This window comes from Ornithinimicrobium sp. (assembly GCF_030537745.1).
GTDB lineage: Bacteria > Actinomycetota > Actinomycetes > Actinomycetales > Dermatophilaceae > Ornithinicoccus.
On sequence record NZ_JAUNVI010000033.1, the window covers coordinates 1 to 15,874 of the forward strand.

Annotated in this window: 14 protein-coding genes; 9 read left to right on the forward strand and 5 right to left on the reverse strand. The window is 63.8% G+C overall.

Annotated features, from left to right (window positions below):
* The coding region (locus Q4P07_RS08545) for a hypothetical protein (RefSeq protein WP_303374488.1) at nt 1–409 on the forward strand (409 nt) is incomplete at its 5' end.
* Nucleotides 410–964: 555 nt separating this feature from the next.
* On the opposite strand, the gene Q4P07_RS08550 is transcribed toward Q4P07_RS08545, so the two are convergent.
* Nucleotides 965–1,558 (reverse strand): TetR/AcrR family transcriptional regulator, encoded by a 594-nt coding sequence (locus tag Q4P07_RS08550; protein ID WP_303374489.1) that lies wholly within the window; start codon nt 1,556–1,558, stop codon nt 965–967.
* Between the two features lie 219 nt (nt 1,559–1,777).
* Between Q4P07_RS08550 and Q4P07_RS08555 the strand changes: the two genes are divergently transcribed.
* From Q4P07_RS08555 to Q4P07_RS08585, 7 genes are read left to right on the forward strand one after another with little or no spacing between them, the layout of a single operon-like run.
* Complete coding sequence (locus Q4P07_RS08555; RefSeq protein WP_303374490.1) at nt 1,778–3,100, forward strand: short-chain fatty acid transporter; 1,323 nt, start codon at nt 1,778–1,780, stop codon at nt 3,098–3,100.
* A gap of 45 nt (nt 3,101–3,145) precedes the next feature.
* Entirely contained in the window at nt 3,146–5,065 is a 1,920-nt protein-coding gene (locus Q4P07_RS08560; protein ID WP_303374491.1) for an acetoacetate--CoA ligase, read from the forward strand.
* Nucleotides 5,062–6,213 (forward strand): thiolase family protein, encoded by a 1,152-nt coding sequence (locus Q4P07_RS08565; RefSeq protein WP_303374492.1) that lies wholly within the window; start codon nt 5,062–5,064, stop codon nt 6,211–6,213. Before Q4P07_RS08560 ends, Q4P07_RS08565 begins: the two co-directional genes overlap by 4 nt.
* 14 nt (nt 6,214–6,227) lie before the next feature.
* The gene (locus tag Q4P07_RS08570) at nt 6,228–6,641 is read left to right on the forward strand and encodes a Zn-ribbon domain-containing OB-fold protein (RefSeq protein WP_303374493.1); all 414 of its coding nucleotides are present in this window, start codon (nt 6,228–6,230) and stop codon (nt 6,639–6,641) included.
* Complete coding sequence (locus tag Q4P07_RS08575; protein WP_303374494.1) at nt 6,638–7,825, forward strand: acetyl-CoA C-acyltransferase; 1,188 nt, start codon at nt 6,638–6,640, stop codon at nt 7,823–7,825. The genes Q4P07_RS08570 and Q4P07_RS08575 overlap by 4 nt, the downstream gene beginning before the upstream one ends.
* Before the next feature lie 12 nt (nt 7,826–7,837).
* Nucleotides 7,838–8,302, forward strand: coding sequence for a MaoC family dehydratase (locus Q4P07_RS08580; RefSeq protein ID WP_303374495.1), 465 nt, complete (start codon nt 7,838–7,840; stop codon nt 8,300–8,302).
* A gap of 55 nt (nt 8,303–8,357) precedes the next feature.
* Nucleotides 8,358–9,527 carry a nitrate/nitrite transporter gene (locus tag Q4P07_RS08585; protein WP_303374496.1) on the forward strand — a complete coding sequence of 390 codons (1,170 nt, stop codon included), beginning with the start codon at nt 8,358–8,360 and terminating at the stop codon, nt 9,525–9,527.
* A gap of 82 nt (nt 9,528–9,609) precedes the next feature.
* Here Q4P07_RS08585 and Q4P07_RS08590 read toward each other — a convergent pair whose 3' ends face one another.
* The 3 genes from Q4P07_RS08590 to Q4P07_RS08600 all read right to left on the reverse strand — a co-directional run bounded on the left by Q4P07_RS08590 (nt 9,610) and on the right by Q4P07_RS08600 (nt 14,164).
* Complete coding sequence (locus Q4P07_RS08590) at nt 9,610–9,960, reverse strand: VOC family protein (RefSeq protein WP_303374497.1); 351 nt, start codon at nt 9,958–9,960, stop codon at nt 9,610–9,612.
* A 252-nt stretch (nt 9,961–10,212) separates the two neighbouring features.
* Nucleotides 10,213–10,593: a VOC family protein gene (locus tag Q4P07_RS08595; RefSeq protein WP_303374498.1), complete on the reverse strand. Its 381-nt coding sequence runs from the start codon at nt 10,591–10,593 to the stop codon at nt 10,213–10,215.
* A gap of 1,156 nt (nt 10,594–11,749) precedes the next feature.
* Nucleotides 11,750–14,164 carry an ATP-binding protein gene (locus Q4P07_RS08600; protein WP_303374499.1) on the reverse strand — a complete coding sequence of 805 codons (2,415 nt, stop codon included), beginning with the start codon at nt 14,162–14,164 and terminating at the stop codon, nt 11,750–11,752.
* 429 nt (nt 14,165–14,593) lie between these two features.
* Here Q4P07_RS08600 and Q4P07_RS08605 point away from each other — a divergent pair, with 429 nt between their 5' ends.
* Nucleotides 14,594–15,133 (forward strand): hypothetical protein, encoded by a 540-nt coding sequence (locus Q4P07_RS08605; RefSeq protein ID WP_303374500.1) that lies wholly within the window; start codon nt 14,594–14,596, stop codon nt 15,131–15,133.
* Nucleotides 15,134–15,277: 144 nt separating this feature from the next.
* Here Q4P07_RS08605 and Q4P07_RS08610 read toward each other — a convergent pair whose 3' ends face one another.
* A complete protein-coding gene (locus tag Q4P07_RS08610) occupies nt 15,278–15,697 on the reverse strand; it encodes a VOC family protein (protein ID WP_303374501.1) in 420 nt (139 codons plus the stop codon).
* Nucleotides 15,698–15,874 lie beyond the last annotated feature (177 nt).

Consider the following 15,874-nt stretch of genomic DNA (forward strand, 5'->3'; position numbering starts at 1 on the left):
GTCGACATCAGGAATTCTTCATAGATCGAAGGAAGTGCGCAAGGTGCGGAAGCAGGCGGTGAGGCAGCAGGCGAGGGCGCGGGCGCGGGAGGCTCGGGCTAAAGTGCGACAGGAACGGGTGCAGCGGGAGCGTCGGTGGGCCAGTTGCGGCGAGGCGGTGGCGGTGGCGCTGGCTGAGCGGGACGCAGCGGTCAGCGACTGCGAGCAGCGAGCGGGGCGGGCGCTGCGGTCGCTGGTCCAGGAGGAAGGGCTGAGCACACAGGAGGCGTTGGCGTGGTGCGGTGATGACACGTTGACGCGGCGGGAGGTGTATCGGCTGATCCGGGCTCTAGATGCCGGTGACGAGAACGAGAAGCAGGGGCAGGGTTCGGCGGCGGAGGTGTCGACGGCTGAGAGCATGGGGGAGTGACTGCGCGTCGGCGCCCGCTGCGAAGGCGGCAGGCTGCGGGCGCCGACGCGCCAACGAAGTTTCCGTGCGCGCAGACCCGTGCGCTCGACTTGCTCGCGCCAGTGACTCGAACTGGCCAACGGTGGAGTTGTTAGTGCATCTGCCTGACTAAAGGTACCCATGACCCCAAGTGGAGCAGATCCCCCTCGGGTCTCAGACGCGAAGGAACTCCTTTGGCCAGCCCCGCCCCCACAAGCCCGAGCGAGCCGTGCGGGCGAAAAGGTCGCCTTTCCCCGGCACGTCATTGACGTTCACCGCCTGAACGTGAGGGCTGTGTGAGCTATGGCTCGTTCGGCAGCGACGGCGGAGTGCTCGGCCAGCCCGCTGTGACAACTCGGGGACCCGCCGTGCAGCGACACCGTGCAGGAGTCAGCAGCACACACAAATACTTTGGTCAGGACTCCACGCCGCGGGCCGGTGGGTGCATTGCCCATAGTTTCCTCACGCTGAGCGGCCATAGCGTCCTCAGACGATGAGATCGGTAGTGAGCTGGTCGGCAGGACTATCGACCTCGGCTTAACGCGCCTCGAGGCGGGGAAGCAGTCCATTGAGGACAAGGTCGGTGAAGACGTCGCCAATCGCGTCGGGAGACATCGGTCCGTTGGGTCGAGCCCAGATGTAGGCATAGTGGTGTAGCCCAAGCAGTGCCTTCACGGCGAGTGGGCTGACCAGCGAAGGGTCGAAGACGCCCTCTTCCGCCCCACGGTGGAGCATGTCGGCCCAGACCTGCTCGTACTTCCGGTGCAGGTCGAGCACCTGTTCGCGGCGATCGTCCTGGACTGCGTGTAGGTCGCGGAAGCAGACCGTCATCTCGGGCAGGTGGTCCATGATCTCCTGGAGCACCCTGCGTGAGAACAGGCGTAGACGCTGCTGCGCCGGCAGGTCCTGCCCGAGCAACTCGTCGCCAGACTCAATGAGGCGGCACAGGTACTCCGTCGTGATCCCGAAGAGTAGGTCATCTTTGCTCGTCACATGGTGGTAGATGCTGCCTCGGCTCAGGCCGGTAGCGCGCTCCAGATCGGCCATACCAGTCCCATGAAACCCGTTCACGGCGAACAGCTCGGCTGCGCCGCGGAACAACGTTTCCCGGCTGCTGTGCCTTCGCTCCATCTCATCCCCTCGTCAACGGGCCTGTTTCGACTGTTTACAGACTGGCTTGATTACTGTACTGTACCGACCGATCGGTCTACTAGACTGATCGGTCGGTACAAGATCCTCTTCCCAGCGTGGGGAAGCGGCAGACCCAAGGAGACAACGATGGCTGACGACCTCGAAACCAAGTCCCCCATAAAGCGCCCGAACCACGAACGGCGCTCAATGGACGCACTGATGGGTCCCCTAAACGCGGTGGTTGAGAGGTACATGCCCAGCGCGTTCCTCTTCGCGGTCGCGCTCACCGCGGTCGTGGCGGTCGCGGCGTTGATCGTGACCGACTCCGGACCGGCGGAGGTCGTCAACGGGTGGGGCGACGGGTTATCGGGCCTGCTCGCCTTCACCATGCAGATGGTGCTGATTCTGCTCCTCGGTTACATGCTTGCCCACACCGGGCCCGTCCACCGTCTACTGGTCAAACTCGGCTCCGTGCCCCGCAGCGAGGGACAGGCCTACATCTTCGTGGTCGTCGTGACCGCGGTCGCCTCGCTGATCACCTGGGGTCTCGGGCTCGTCGTAGGTGCAGTCATTGCGAAGGAGGTCGCGCGCCAGGGCAAGACCAAGGGTCTGCGCCTGCACTTCCCGCTCCTGGTCGCTGCGGGTTACTCGGGCTGGGTCGTCTGGCACATGGGCTACTCCGGATCTGGGCCGCTCGCGGCCGCGACGGAGGGGTCCTTCGTGACCGAGCTCACCGGCCAGGTGATCCCAATGTCCGAGACCACATTCAGCATCTGGAACATGGTCGGCGCCGTCCTCACGGTGATCGGGGTCGCCGCGGCGATGTACTTCGTGCGGCCCCGGTCCGCCTCCAAGATCATCGAGTTCGACCCGAAGCAGGAAGCCGCGGCTTACGTCAAGGAAGACATCAACACCCCGGCCGACCGGCTGGATGCCAGCCGCTGGCCCACGCTGCTCCTCGGCCTCGCGCTCGCGGCCTACATCATCATGCACTTCGCCAACGGCGGCACGTTGACGCTGGACATTGTCAACTGGTCGTTCATGATGCTCATCCTCCTGCTCGTCGCCAACTCCAGCGAGATGCTCGCCCTGGTCCGCAGCTCGGCCAGCAATGTCGGAGACGTGGTCTTCCAGTACCCGCTCTACGCGGGAATCCTCGGGATCATGGCCTCCACCGGCCTAATGGAGTGGCTGACACAGAAGATGGTGATGATCTCCACCGAAGCCACCTTCCCAATCATCGGCCTCTTCTCCGCCGGCCTTGTCAACATTTTCGTGCCCTCGGGTGGCGCGCAGTTCGCGGTGCAGGGACCAATTGTCCTCGACGCGGCCCAGGCCCTCGGCGTCGATCCCGCCATTGCCATCATGGCGGTCGCGTACGGCGACCAATGGACGAACATGATCCAGCCGTTCTGGGCGCTGCCCCTCTTGGCGATCGCGGGGCTGAAGATCAGGGACATCATGGGCTACACCACCATCACCTTCCTCGTCTCCGGAGTCTTCTTCGCTGGCATCCTGTTCACCGCAAACCTCTTCCTCTAAGTCGCGCCAGATTAAGGAAAACGTATGTCGCACACTCCCGAAATAATGTGGTCGCCAACACCCGAAGGTGCTGCGCGGACGCATATGCACGCCTTCATGACGGAGAACGGCTTCGAGCGGTACGAAGCGTTGCACCGATGGTCGGTCGCACGTCCAGCGGACTTCTGGTCGGCACTGTGGCAGTACGCAGGGATCGTCGGAGACCCTGGAGACCTGGCCTTCGTCCGCCACGAGCAGCAGCCCATGACGGGCTCGCGCTTCTTCCCCCACGCCAGCGTCAACCTGGCGGAGAACCTCCTACAGGGGGAAGCGGGCGACGTGGTCGTCGTGGAGGCGGACGAAAGCGGCGTGCGGGTGCAGCTCACCCGTGGCGAGCTCCGCACGGAGGTCGCACGCGCTCAGCAGGTGCTGCTCAGGCTGGGGGTCGAGGCGGGAGACCGAGTTGCGGGCATCGTGCCGAACACGGCGGCGGCACTTGCGCTCACCCTCGGCGCACTGTCCATCGGCGCGGTGTGGACCTCGTGTGCACCGGAGTTCGGCCCCACAGGAGTTCTCGACAGATTCGGGCAGGTCTCGCCGTCAGTCCTCGTGGTGGCCGAGGACTACGTCTACAACGGAAAGCGGCACTCCTTGGTGGCCAAGGGCCTGGACATCGCGACGCAATTGCCGGGCCTGGGCCACGTGCTCGTGCTCGGTGAGGCAGCCGCGGACCGGGCGGGCGACGCTGTGGTCCACCAGATCGCCGACCTGGTCGACGAATCTGATTCTACGCCCCAATTCATGCCGCTGCCCTTCGACCATCCGGCCTACATTGTCTACACCTCCGGCACCACCGGTCTGCCGAAGTCGATCGTCCACCGTACCGGTGGGATCCTGCTCAACCTGCTCAAGGAACACCTGCTCCACGGTGACGTCCAGCGCGGCGATCGCATGCTCTACTTCACGAACACGGCGTGGATGATGTACCACTGGTCGATCGCCGCGCTGGGATGCGGAGCATCGGTGGTGCTGTACGACGGAGCGGCCATCCCCACAGCGCGGCAGGACGTCCTCTGGCAGTTAATCGATGAGCTCGGTGTAACCCACTTTGGGACTAGCCCGAAGTACCTTTCCATGATGGCCAAGCTCGGTATCCGGCCGAACCGTGATCTCGACCTGGTCGCGCTGCGGTGCATCCTGTCCGCGGGTGCCCCGTTGACCGACGACAACTTCGACTGGGTCTACGGGGAGGTCAAGTCCGAGCTGATGCTGGCATCGATCTCCGGCGGGACCGAGATCCTCGGCTGCTTCGTGCTCGGTAACCCGTTGTTGTCCGTACACAGCGGCGAGATCCAGGGACCTGCCTTGGGAATGGCTGTCGCAGCGCTTGACGAGCGTCAGGTCCCGGTGCTGGGCCGGCCAGGCGATCTCGTGTGCACCGAGCCTTTCCCGAGCATGCCTTTGACCTTTTGGGGTGAGAATGGAGACGAGCGCTACCGGCAGGCCTACTTCTCGACCAAGGATGAGGTCTGGTACCACGGGGACCTCGCGGAGTTCCGTCCCACCGGAGTAGTGATCTCCGGCCGGACAGACACCACGCTTAAACCGGGCGGGGTTCGCATCGGAACCAGCGAGATTTACCGGGTCGTGGAGCAGATCCCGGGAGTGCGAGATTCATTGGTGATCGGCTACCCGATCGAAGGTGATATGGAGATCTGGCTCTTCGTAATCCCGGACGGAAATGCCGTCGTCGATGTCCAGCGGATCCGCCGAGCCCTGCGTGCCGAGGCGTCTCCGCGCCATGTGCCGTCCAGAGTTTTTTCCGTGCCGGAGATCCCCTACAACCTGGCCGGCAAGAAGGTCGAGGGCGCCGTCCTCAAGGCAGTGACCGGTCGGCCAGTCGCCAATCGAGACTCGTTGAGCAACCCCGACTGTCTGGACTTGTTTGCTGTCGAGGGTCTGTTGGTCCGTGAGGTGAAAGCATGACCAAGGGAGCAATAGTCGGGATCGGCGAGCTTGCGCCGCAACGCTACTCCAGCGGCGAGACCACACTCAGCATGATCGCTGCAGCGTCCATCCAGGCCGTCCACGATGCCGGCCTGGAGAAGGAGGACGTGGACGGGCTGCTCGTTGGCCCGCAGGTCGGGGAGACGCCCCAGCACGTGCCGGCAACTGTGGCCGAGTACCTGGGCCTGCGCCCGGAAATGGCGAACGTGGTCGACCTGGGGGGTGCTACCGGCGCGGGAATGGCCTGGCGCGCCGCGGCGGCGATCGAGGCCGGAATGTGCGACACCGTGCTCTGCGTCCTTGGCAACATCAACGAGCGCGGCAGGGTAGCCCGGTCGCCGAATCGAAACCCGATCCGAGAGTTCGACGTCCCGTTCGGTGCGTCGGGCGCCAATACGTCCTATGCGTTTCTGGCGCGTCGGCACATGGAGGAGTATGGCACCACGCCAGAGCAACTGGCGGCGCCGATCGTCGCCCAGCGCGCGAATGCGCAGTTAAATCCCAAGGCGATCTTTCACGGCACGCCGCTGACCGTCGAGGACATTCTTTCCTCTCCGATGGTCGTCGACCCTCTTCGCCTGCTCGAGATCGTCATGCCTTGTGCCGGCGCGGCGGCCTTCGTGGTGACCAGCGAGGAGCGTGCGCGCGATTTAGCTCAGCCAGTCGTGAGCATCGCCGGAGCGGGCGAGAAAATCACCCACAGGGCTATGTCGCTGGCGCCATCCCTGACGTCCGGACCGCTGAAGGACGCCATAGCGCGCGCCTACCGTCAGAGCGGGGTGGGACCGGAAGACCTGGACCTGCTCCAACTTTACGACTGCTACTCCATCGTCATCGCTATCACCCTCGAGGACGCAGGGGTATGCCCCCCTGGTCAGAGTGGTCAATGGATGGCCGAACGCGACCTGACGTGGCAGGGGCTGCAGCCGCTCAACACCCACGGCGGTCAGCTGTCCTTTGGGCAGGCGGACCTCGCCGGCGGCATGTCGCACCTCACCGAGGCGGTAGTGCAGTTGCGCAGGCAGGCTGGGGAGCGGCAGGTGCGGGACGCGGAGACGGCTTTGGTGACAGGCAACGGAGCGACCCTGAGCGAGGCGACCGCACTCGTCCTGCGCCGGGGCGCATGAGGCAGGAGATCACGATGAGCAGACCCCCCTTTCCCGGCCCGACCAGCACGCCGATCAGCGAGCCCTTCTGGGCGGGCGTCGATGATGAGCGCCTGATGTTCCAGCGCTGCTCCGCCTGTGAGCGAGCCATCTTCCCAGCACGCGGACACTGTCCCGGGTGCTGGTCGCAAGACCTCGTTTGGCAGGAGAGCACCGGACGGGGCACGCTCGCGTCCTTCGCCGCGGTGCACCGTCCCGGACACGCAGCGTTCACAGACCTCACCCCATACACCCTCGCACTGGTCGACCTCGAGGAAGGCTTCCGAATGCTCAGCCGGCTCGTCGAGGCCTCAGACTCGACGCCAACCCTGGGCTCCTCAGTGGAAGTGTCCTGGCGGATGCAAGGCGAGACGCGCCTCCCATTGTTTACGGTGAAGGAGAACTCATGAACGACTTCAACGCGTCAGACGTGCCGGTCCTGCTCGACGGCGTGCGCACTCCCTACGGCCGGTACCTCAAGAGCATGCGCTCCCTCAGCGCCCGCCAGCTCGGGGCACACGCAGTGGCAGCACTGGTCGAACGCCTGCCCCGGATGGCGGACTGCGACGGCGCCCTGCTCGCGCAGGTCGTCCAGGGCGGGCTGGGTCAGAACCCCGCACGTCAGGCGTCCGTGGACGGTGGCCTCTCGATGCGGGTGCCTGCCCTTACGCTCAACAACGTCTGCCTCGGCGGGATGTCGGCCCTGGCGGACGCGTCGCGGCGGATCCGGCTGGGGGAGGGACGCACCTACCTCGTGGGCGGTATGGATTCAATGAGCCGGGCGCCACACGCGGGCCTCCTTCGCGACGGCTCCTCGATGACAGCAGTGGGCTTCGTCGACACTCTGTCCACGGACGGACTGTGGTGCTCCCTGGACGATGAGTCGATGGGTGTCCTGTCGGATCGCGTCAACCAGGACCTGGGCATCGGCCGTGAGGTCCAGGACGAGATCGCGTTGCGCAGCCATCAGCGTGCTCGGGCAGCCCGGGACTCCGGTGTCCTCGCCGAGGAGATCGCCCCGGTCACTGTGGGGACATTGGTGATCGAGCATGACGAGGGAATCCGTGACGACACCAGTCTGGAGTCTCTCGCCCGCCTGCGGCCTGTGTTTGACAAAAACGGGACGGTTACGGCCGGCAACGCCTCACAGATGAGCGATGGCGCTTCCGTGGGCGCGATCGTCGCACGCTCGGTTGCGGAGGAATGGGGCGTCGAGCCGCTTGCGATAGTACGCGGCTACGCCGAGGTCGCCGGGCCGGATGCCAGCCTTCATCTCAAACCGGCTGCGGCCATTGAGGAAGTCCTGCGTCGGGCCGGCGTCCGTCTGTCCGACGTATCGGTTATCGAGATCAATGAAGCTTTCGCCAGTGTGGTCGAGGCCAGCCGTCGTGCCCTTTCGCTTCCCTTGGACGTCCTCAACGTCAACGGAGGCGCCATCGCACTCGGCCACCCCTTGGGCGGCACCGGTTTCCGGCTCGTCCTCACCGCCGCACACGAACTGCGCCGCCGTGGCGGCCGGTACGCCGTCGCCAGCATGTGCGGCGGGGGCGGCCAAGGCGCCGCCGTCCTCATCGAAAACGTCAACGCACGATAAAGGAGACATGTCATGGCTAGTGAGACGACTACACAGCAGGGTTGGGCGGGCACGCGCTTCGGGCAGCCGAAGGTCGGTGCTACGGCGAGCATCAGCCGGACGTTCGGGCCACGCGACGTCGAGCTGTTCTCCGAGATCAGCGGGGACCGAAACCCGCTGCACATCGATGAAAAGGCGGCCAAGGCGTCCGTCTTCGGAGGACTCATTACTCAGGGTGGCATCACGACCGGGCTGCTTAATGCCGTGGTTGCCGAGCAGTTGCCTGGCCCGGGAACTGTGTTCCTATCTGTTTCTTGGTCCTTCCGCCGCCCTACCTACTTCGGGGAGACGATGACAGCAACCGTCACGGTTGAGAAGGCCCGCGACGACAAGCCCATCTGCAACCTGCGAACCGTCGTAGTCAATGCGGAGGGCGAAGTGTGTGTTGAGGGTGAGGCCGTAACGTACACCGCAGTGCTTGGTGAGGGTGGTGTCTGAGGCGGCAGGGCGACCGCCGGGCGCCGGGTGGGCTCTGGCGTCCTTGGGGACGGCCATGCTGCTTGGCATGGCCACATGGTTCTCCGCGGGTGCGGTAGTTCCACAACTCGTCGACGAGTTCTCGCTCGGCGAGTCACAGACCGCCTGGTTGACGCTCGGGGTGCAGGTGGGCTTTGTCATCGGCGCCCTCGCGCTGGCGATCACCAGCATCGCGGACCGAATCCGCCCCAGGCAGCTGATGGCGCTCGGGGCTGCGGCTGCGGGATTGGTCAACCTGCTCTTGCTGGTGGCCACAGAAGGATGGCAGGTGATCGCCATCCGCATTTTGACCGGCGCGTGTCTCGCCGCCGTCTACCCTCCTGCCACAAAGGCCATCGCCACCTGGTACCGAACGTCCCGTGCGTTCGCGATCGCCGTGATGCTTGGGGCCTTGACGCTCGGCTCCGCCTCGCCCCACCTCGTCGCGACGGCCGGTGGGCTTAGCTGGACCTTCGTTGTGTGGGGAACCAGCACGCTCAGTCTGTTGGCGTGTCTCGTCGCGGCCTTGGTGGCGAAGGATGGGCCCTATCCATTCCCCCTGGCCGAGTTCAGCTTCACGCAAGCGCGTCAGGCATTCTCATCCCGGGCGGTACTGCTCACCTCCGTCGGCTACTTCGGGCACATGTGGGAGCTCTACGCCATGTGGTCGTGGTTTGGCCTCTTCATCGGCACGGTTCTCGCGTCGGATGGAGGCCCGCCCGCCAGTCGCACCGCCAGCTTTATCGCGTTCCTCGTGATCGGCATAGGTGCACTGGGCTGCCTTCTGGGTGGGTGGCTTGCCGAGCGACGCGGTAGCGCCTGGGTTGCCTCCCTCTCGATGTGGATCTCCGGGCCGTGCGCCTTGCTCATCGGCTGGCTGGCCGACGGCCCTGTCTGGTTGGTGGTGGCGGTCGCGTTGGTGTGGGGATTCTGGGTCATCCCTGACTCGCCCCAGTTCTCGGCGCTGATCACGCAAGTGGCGGACCAGCGGTATGTAGGCAGCACGCTGACCCTCCAGATGGCGCTGGGTTATGTCGTCACCATCCCCGTCGTCTGGCTCACGCCGGTGCTGTATCTACGGGTCGGTTGGGGTTGGACTTTCACGCTCCTCGCCCTCGGTCCACTGGTCGGGATCGTCGCTATGCGCGCGCTGCAGCGGGAGATGGCAGGGCAAGCGGAACCGAGTGGGGCAGCGCCCCTGGCTTGAAGCATGGGACCGCTAACGTTCTCCGCGGCGATCCTTCCGGTCGGGAGGCTATGACCTGTTCCCCTGATGTACCCCGAGCGTCTCACTCGTTGTACTGGGCCACGTTGACCACCTGGCCATCGGGGCTGCGGACGAAGAACCTGCGAATACCCCAGGGCTCGTCGGTGAGCGGGTGCACGATGTCGTACCCAAGACGCTGCGCATCTGCGTATGCGGCATCGACGTCATCGACCTTGACCGTCATCACGGAGTCCTGCGGTGCTGTCGCATCTTTGGTGACCACTTGAACGCAGGCGTCTGAGTCGGGGGAGGTGAAGCGGGCAACCCACCCTTGGTTCATGCCCTCCTCGGTGAGGCCGAGGAACCCGAAGAATGCCCTGGCACGCTCAACGTCGACCGTGTGCAGGTTAGTGATGACCTCGATCGCCTTCATTGCCCCAGTCTGGCACTTCGAACACCGTCGGTGCCGTCCGTAATAGAAAGTTCACGGAGAACATCCGCGTCGGCCGCTGAGGGCCAACGTCCAAACTGACGCGAGCAGGGCCTTTGTGGCGGTGGGTTGTAAGTGTCGGTGTCACAACTAGGGCTCTACGGGCGCTATCACAAGGCCGTTGCATGACGGTCCGACGTTGAACCGACAGGTGAATGTGCGGCAGCGCCTGCCGCGGGGTCTGATCAGGCGGGGTCACTCGATTTCGGAAGTAAGCTCGTGAGGGGCGGCGACGCAGAATTCGTTGCCCTCAGGGTCGCCAAGGGTCACCCATGTTGCACCATCTTCGGACTTGCGGTGCAGGAGGCGGGCGCCCAAGCCGACCAACCGCTCGACCTCACCTTCCAGATCTTCGACGCTCAGGTCCAGGTGCCAGCGGTTCCTGCCAGCTTTCGCCTCCGGCACCCGCACAAACATGAGCGACGGCGAATCCCTTGGCCGCCGCGCCCCCCCTATGGCCGCAAACTCGGCCGTGGCACCAGGGCCGACTTCCCAGTCGAGGACCGCGGCCCAGAAGGTGGCGAGATTGCCTGCATCCTCGGAGTCGACGGTGACCGTGGACATGGAAGCGACCATGACGGTCACAGTAACAGCGGCTCTAGCCAGGGGGGCAGGGCCTGAGATGTCCTCCGGGGGAGGCCGCGGCCGGCCACCCACGATGACTTCCATGGACCCCGGCAGCCGGACCGAGCACGAGTGAGCAGAAGGCACCATGAGGGCTGTCACAAAACCTTCGCATTTCCCGAGGGGGCGCATCGTCGCAGTTCACAGGGCCCGGCATCCGTTTCCCGCCACCTCCAGCCACGTGTCTCACGATGTGCGCCGTCGACAGTCTCAGCAGCGCCGGTTTTCGGCGTCACGGCGCGGTTCTCAGGCTTTGGGCGGAGTCATAGCCTGCGGTTCCTCGGACCGACAGGCTCCTCCCCCATCACCAAGGTCCTGTCCCTTCCGCAGCAATCGCAACTGATGCGCGTGGGTTCTTTTATGGGAATCTCTCCCGCACGTTCCTGACCAGTTGCTTTTGTACGTGAACCATCCCTCGTCTCCGCCTCTCGCCTGGGCGCCTCACCATCCGCTTCCGGGACGTGGCATCGCCGTCATGTCGATGGTCGCGACATCACTCAAGGGCCGAATGGCATGCGGTGCCTTCTCCTCGAGGCCAAGGGAGAGGGTACCGACGGCCACCGCCACGGCGGCCGTCGCCCGTGTCATATCGCCCACTATGACGCAGCAGACAGACGTTCGGCCGCGTGCATGGTCGTGACATTGCTGTACCGCCGAATACAGTGCGTCGACAGCGCCCAGCGGAGGACGGGAGAAGAGGTCTATCACGCAGCGGGCCAGGCGTCATCCCCGACCACTAGAAGGAGACGCTCGACCGGTCTACCCCTATAACTCCCCGGCGGTCTCGTACGCATACAACTCCACCAAGTCAGCGACTACCTGCTCCCACTCATCAACCATGGCAAATGTCACACCAACCATGGACGACCGGCCGTGCAAGACGTCAGAAGATCTACGGTAACAATACTGAGCCAACTTGATGACGCGATACGCATCCGACCATCGAACGTTAGTAGGGTCAGGCAGCAGAGCCAAAAGCTTAGTAGCGACCCGGCTTTGCCTCGGGACGCCTGAGACCGCTGTAGCATAGGCGCGAGCGGCCACAATTTCGATCTGCACTCGCAGCGCCTGTATGCGCACGCGCAGGAACGTCTCTTCGGGTAGATCCTCAAGCATCTACTATTCCTTGGCATGCCTCGACCGCATCTGCAATCTCAGCGTCCGTTGCGGCGGTATTCGGCTCGTTTCCGTGTGCCGCACTATTCCATCGCTGTAGATGATTCTTTAAGTGCGTGGCAGCGTCGGAGATTCGGGTGAGGGACTCCTCGGACAGGGGCAGGTCCGCGGCTGCGCGAAAGCGCTGGACCGTTGTGCCTACATCCTGACGGTCAAGGCGCTCTAGCCATTCCTTCGGGTTTGAGCCACTTCGCACCGCCTCGCGGGTCACGAGTATACGCAGGGCGTTGTCAACTGCCTGCCGACAGAGCCCTCGCACAGCTACGGTCAAACCGAGCCTCTGCGCCTGGTCAGTGGCCAGAGCCAAAAGCGCCCTTGCATCGTCCAACAACGTCCGCCACATTGGACCGACTTCGAAAACGTCGATTACCTGACTGTCTGGGTTTCTGCGTATAGACCGGGAGTCGAGATTGTTCGGCGAGGCCAGGAGATGCTCTCGAAGCCGCTCGTCATGCGTCAGGACCACCACACGCCTGTGCTTGGACAACTCGATCAGTTGGCGAGCGATCCAATCAACCCTGAGTTCATCGAAGGAGTGCACGGGGTCATCTATCAAAAGAAAGCCGAACGGCCCATCCTTCGCCATCGACAGCGCTGGAGCCAGCAGAACGGCGTTTCTTTGACCTGCGCTAAGCATCCCCAGTTCGAGCACACGGCCCGACTTGTCCTTCAGAACAAGGTCAGCCTGCCTCTTCTGAACCGAAAGTTGAGATAATCGCAGTCCGGCGTCGTGAAGCAAAGCCTCGATCGTCTCATTGGTTGCGACCTCTAAGGAATCCAGCCGTCGCTTCTTCAGCCGCTTCTCAAGGTCGTCAAGGCGGGCCTTAGCGTCGGACCAGCGCCGCGCCTGCATCGCGTCCTCTCGACTGATCAACCACGTTGCCTGAAAGTCGCGCAGAGCCGCCGCCTGAGCCGCACGCCAGGCAGACTCCGCCGAGGCTCGCTCAGCCGCGCGCGCAGATTCGCTGTTGAAGCGTTCGGAGCGAATAGTGTCGAACGTCTGTCGCGCTAGCGCGACAGATTCAGGCATCGCGACGGCCCCTTCGTGAAGGACGTCCTCAAGCTTCTGCACAAGTTGATGCGCTTCTTCTAAGCAAGCTGTGTCATCCGGTGCGCCTGCAGCCATAAGCCTAGGTAAAACGCCCCGGGCCTCCACTAGGAAAGCCGAGAGCGAGGAACTCCATGCTCTAAGACTGGCGGTCGCGGCCTCTTGGTGAGCCACGGTTTGCTTGAGATGTTCGCGCCATGGGACGTCTGAGCCACATACAGGGCACGGTCCAGATAGTGACTCGCTCGCGGCTGCCTGATCTAACATATTAAGCGCGGCCGTCGCAGCCAATGCTGACACACCACTGTCCGCCATGAGGCCCTCTAGCGCCCGGACTGCCGCTTCTGTTGCCTCGGTAAAGGAGCCTATGTCAACGGCCTCATATCCGGCTGTCGACTGTTCATCCTTAGATAGTCCGTTCCGAGACCACCAAGTCCTAGGGTCCTCGTCCAAGTCATAAGAACTGGTTACCAACCGTTGTCGATCGAACCTTATTTCTGCTTCCTGCAACCTTCGTTCGCCGACGCGAAACGCATCCTCAATTCGTTTCTTTGCAGCTTCGCTGTGGCGGCTCTGAGCCTCAATTTCCTCCGCGACTTGCGTGAAGCAACCTCCAAGCACTAGCATTCGTGACAGGTACTCTTGGAGATCCTTCGACCGCTGAATGTATTGCTCCCAGGTTGCATATGCATATGTGGGGCTATATGCATACAAGGCGGACCGCCAAGCTGCCGATAGGTCTATCGGCGCCTCGATGCCTTCGGCGGATAGAAGGCGCGCCGAGGAGGTAACCATCTGACCGTCCGTGAGCGCGCTGGCCATGGTGAGCCTACGACCGTCGGCATTGGACAATTCGATCTCTATGCACGCTTCAGCCGCCCTGTCGTTCGTTAGAACTGGCTCCCAAACCGGATAGTTGCCACCAGTACCTTCCCTACGTTCTACCGACGCATCCACAGATTGGTGCAGCCCGACATCGATTGCATCACTGATGCTCGATTTGCCCGACCCGTTCGGGCCGTGGATAACCGTTATGCCAGGGGTCGGGTCGAAGGAAAATCTGAGGCCATTGGGTGGGACGCCACGGAAACCACTCACTGTGACGTTGGTTAGCCACCATGGTGATTCACTCGTCGCTGGATCCCAGCCGCCTGAGGAAGAAGTCGTGCCTCCGCAGGACTCGACGATCTCCAGGAGCGTGACCCAACTCTGCTTGACCGCATCTGAGGTGGCCCTCGAGTGGGCACCCACAATCTCCGCCGAGAGGTCAGCGAAGGAGAGTACAGACAGTTTTGACATTGGCGCCTCCCCACCGTTGGGAAAAGTCTAGCCTCCGCAGGCAAGACACAGCCCTACCCGACACGCGGTGGCCATGTGGGCGGCACCGACGCTGGTGGCAAGGCACTTCGGAACGGGCGTGCGTAGGCACCGCCGCGGTCCGACACGGCACAGGCTCGACTGGCCAGATGACCTGCCGTGAGAGTCCTCCATGACCGACGCTGGTGGTGTCCCTGCCCGCGTAAGCCCTAGTGTGGCGCCGCAGCGCCCGATGACAAGACGCACGACGTCCGCTGTTGCCGCCTGTCCGTCATCTTGGGCCTCCACGACCCGCCTGTTGCCGCCTGGTCTCCTCAGGAACCGCTAGGCGTCGGTGGGTGTGTCGGTGCTTTGAGCGAGGCTCTTGTCAGGTCGAGGATTCTCCTCGATCGTGAGAGTTGGGAAATCGCCTTGAGCGAGCAGCAGAAGGACGCCCATGAGACGTGGGTGAGCGGAGCGGTCGCGATGATGAAGCAGAACGTGCCAGCCCGGCACATATGGGACCGGCTTGCCCGGCTACTTGGCTATGCCGAGATCACATGGCTCGACGGTTCCGTCCGCGACGAGCAAGGCAGGCTGTCGGGCCAGCTCGTGGTGTTCACCGAGCAGCACGTGGCGGTCGTCGATCTTCGCGAGGAGTTGCACAGCCATCAGCGCGGATTCGCGGGGCCGCGTGAAGGCCGCAGCGACGTGCGCATCATGGCACGCTCGTCGCTGCTCCAGATCGAGTCCCTTATGGACGAGGACGTGCCGCGACAGAACTCTCGTCACGCCTGGGATCGGCTGGGACCCCGGGGCGAGCTACAGGACGCCTGGCCATGGGATGCACCAATGGTGCTTGTCTACCCGAGCATGCAAGTGACTGTGAACGGCAGGGTGAGAGAGGCCCTCGACGTCGACATCAACATGACCGATTTTATGTTGACCCTGTTGGGGGACCTTGCCGCCTGAAGGTTGGCCGTTGGCAATCCGGCCCTGCGACCATCCTCATCTGCCGCGGGTCGCTCGTTCCCCAGGCGCGTCAAACACCGCGAAGGGTACGTAGCGGGTCGTACTGCAAATCTTTGACGGTGCCGCCTCAGCGCCACCGTTACGTCACTCGGCGGGCCTGTCTTTCGGACGGGGCCACCAGAACTCGAGCTGGATGTTGTCGGGGTCGCGAAAGACAAGTGCGGTGCCCGAACCCGATGGCGAATCCGTGACCGGGGAGTGGTCCACCCCGAGCTTGCTGAGCCGTGCCTCCCACTGCTCCAACTCGTTCCGGTCCGACACGGTGAACCCCACGTGGTCCAGCCCCGGCCGGTGCTCGTCGAAGCGTTCGGCGATCTGTTCGTGATGCTGGATGAGCCCGATGACGAGCCCGGTCGCTGGGTGGACGAGAACGATCATGATGCGGTTGTCGAGGTCCGAGCGACGCGCACGGCGCAGTCCCAGCGTGTCGACGTACCAGGCCGCGCTCCTCTCCGCGTCCGAGACCGTCAGGTCGAGGTGACTGATCGTGCTGAACGAGGGCATGGACGTTGCTCCTTCTCTTTGGGCCCACGCTACCGACGGCCGCCTGAAGCCAGCCCGCGGACTCCCATGTTCTCCCCAGCAGCGGTACACCAATGAGCCTGGGGCACCTGCACTATGCCCGGAGTCATCAGGAGTGACCCATTCCACCGCGTTTGACCATCCGACCCGCGTGCGTCG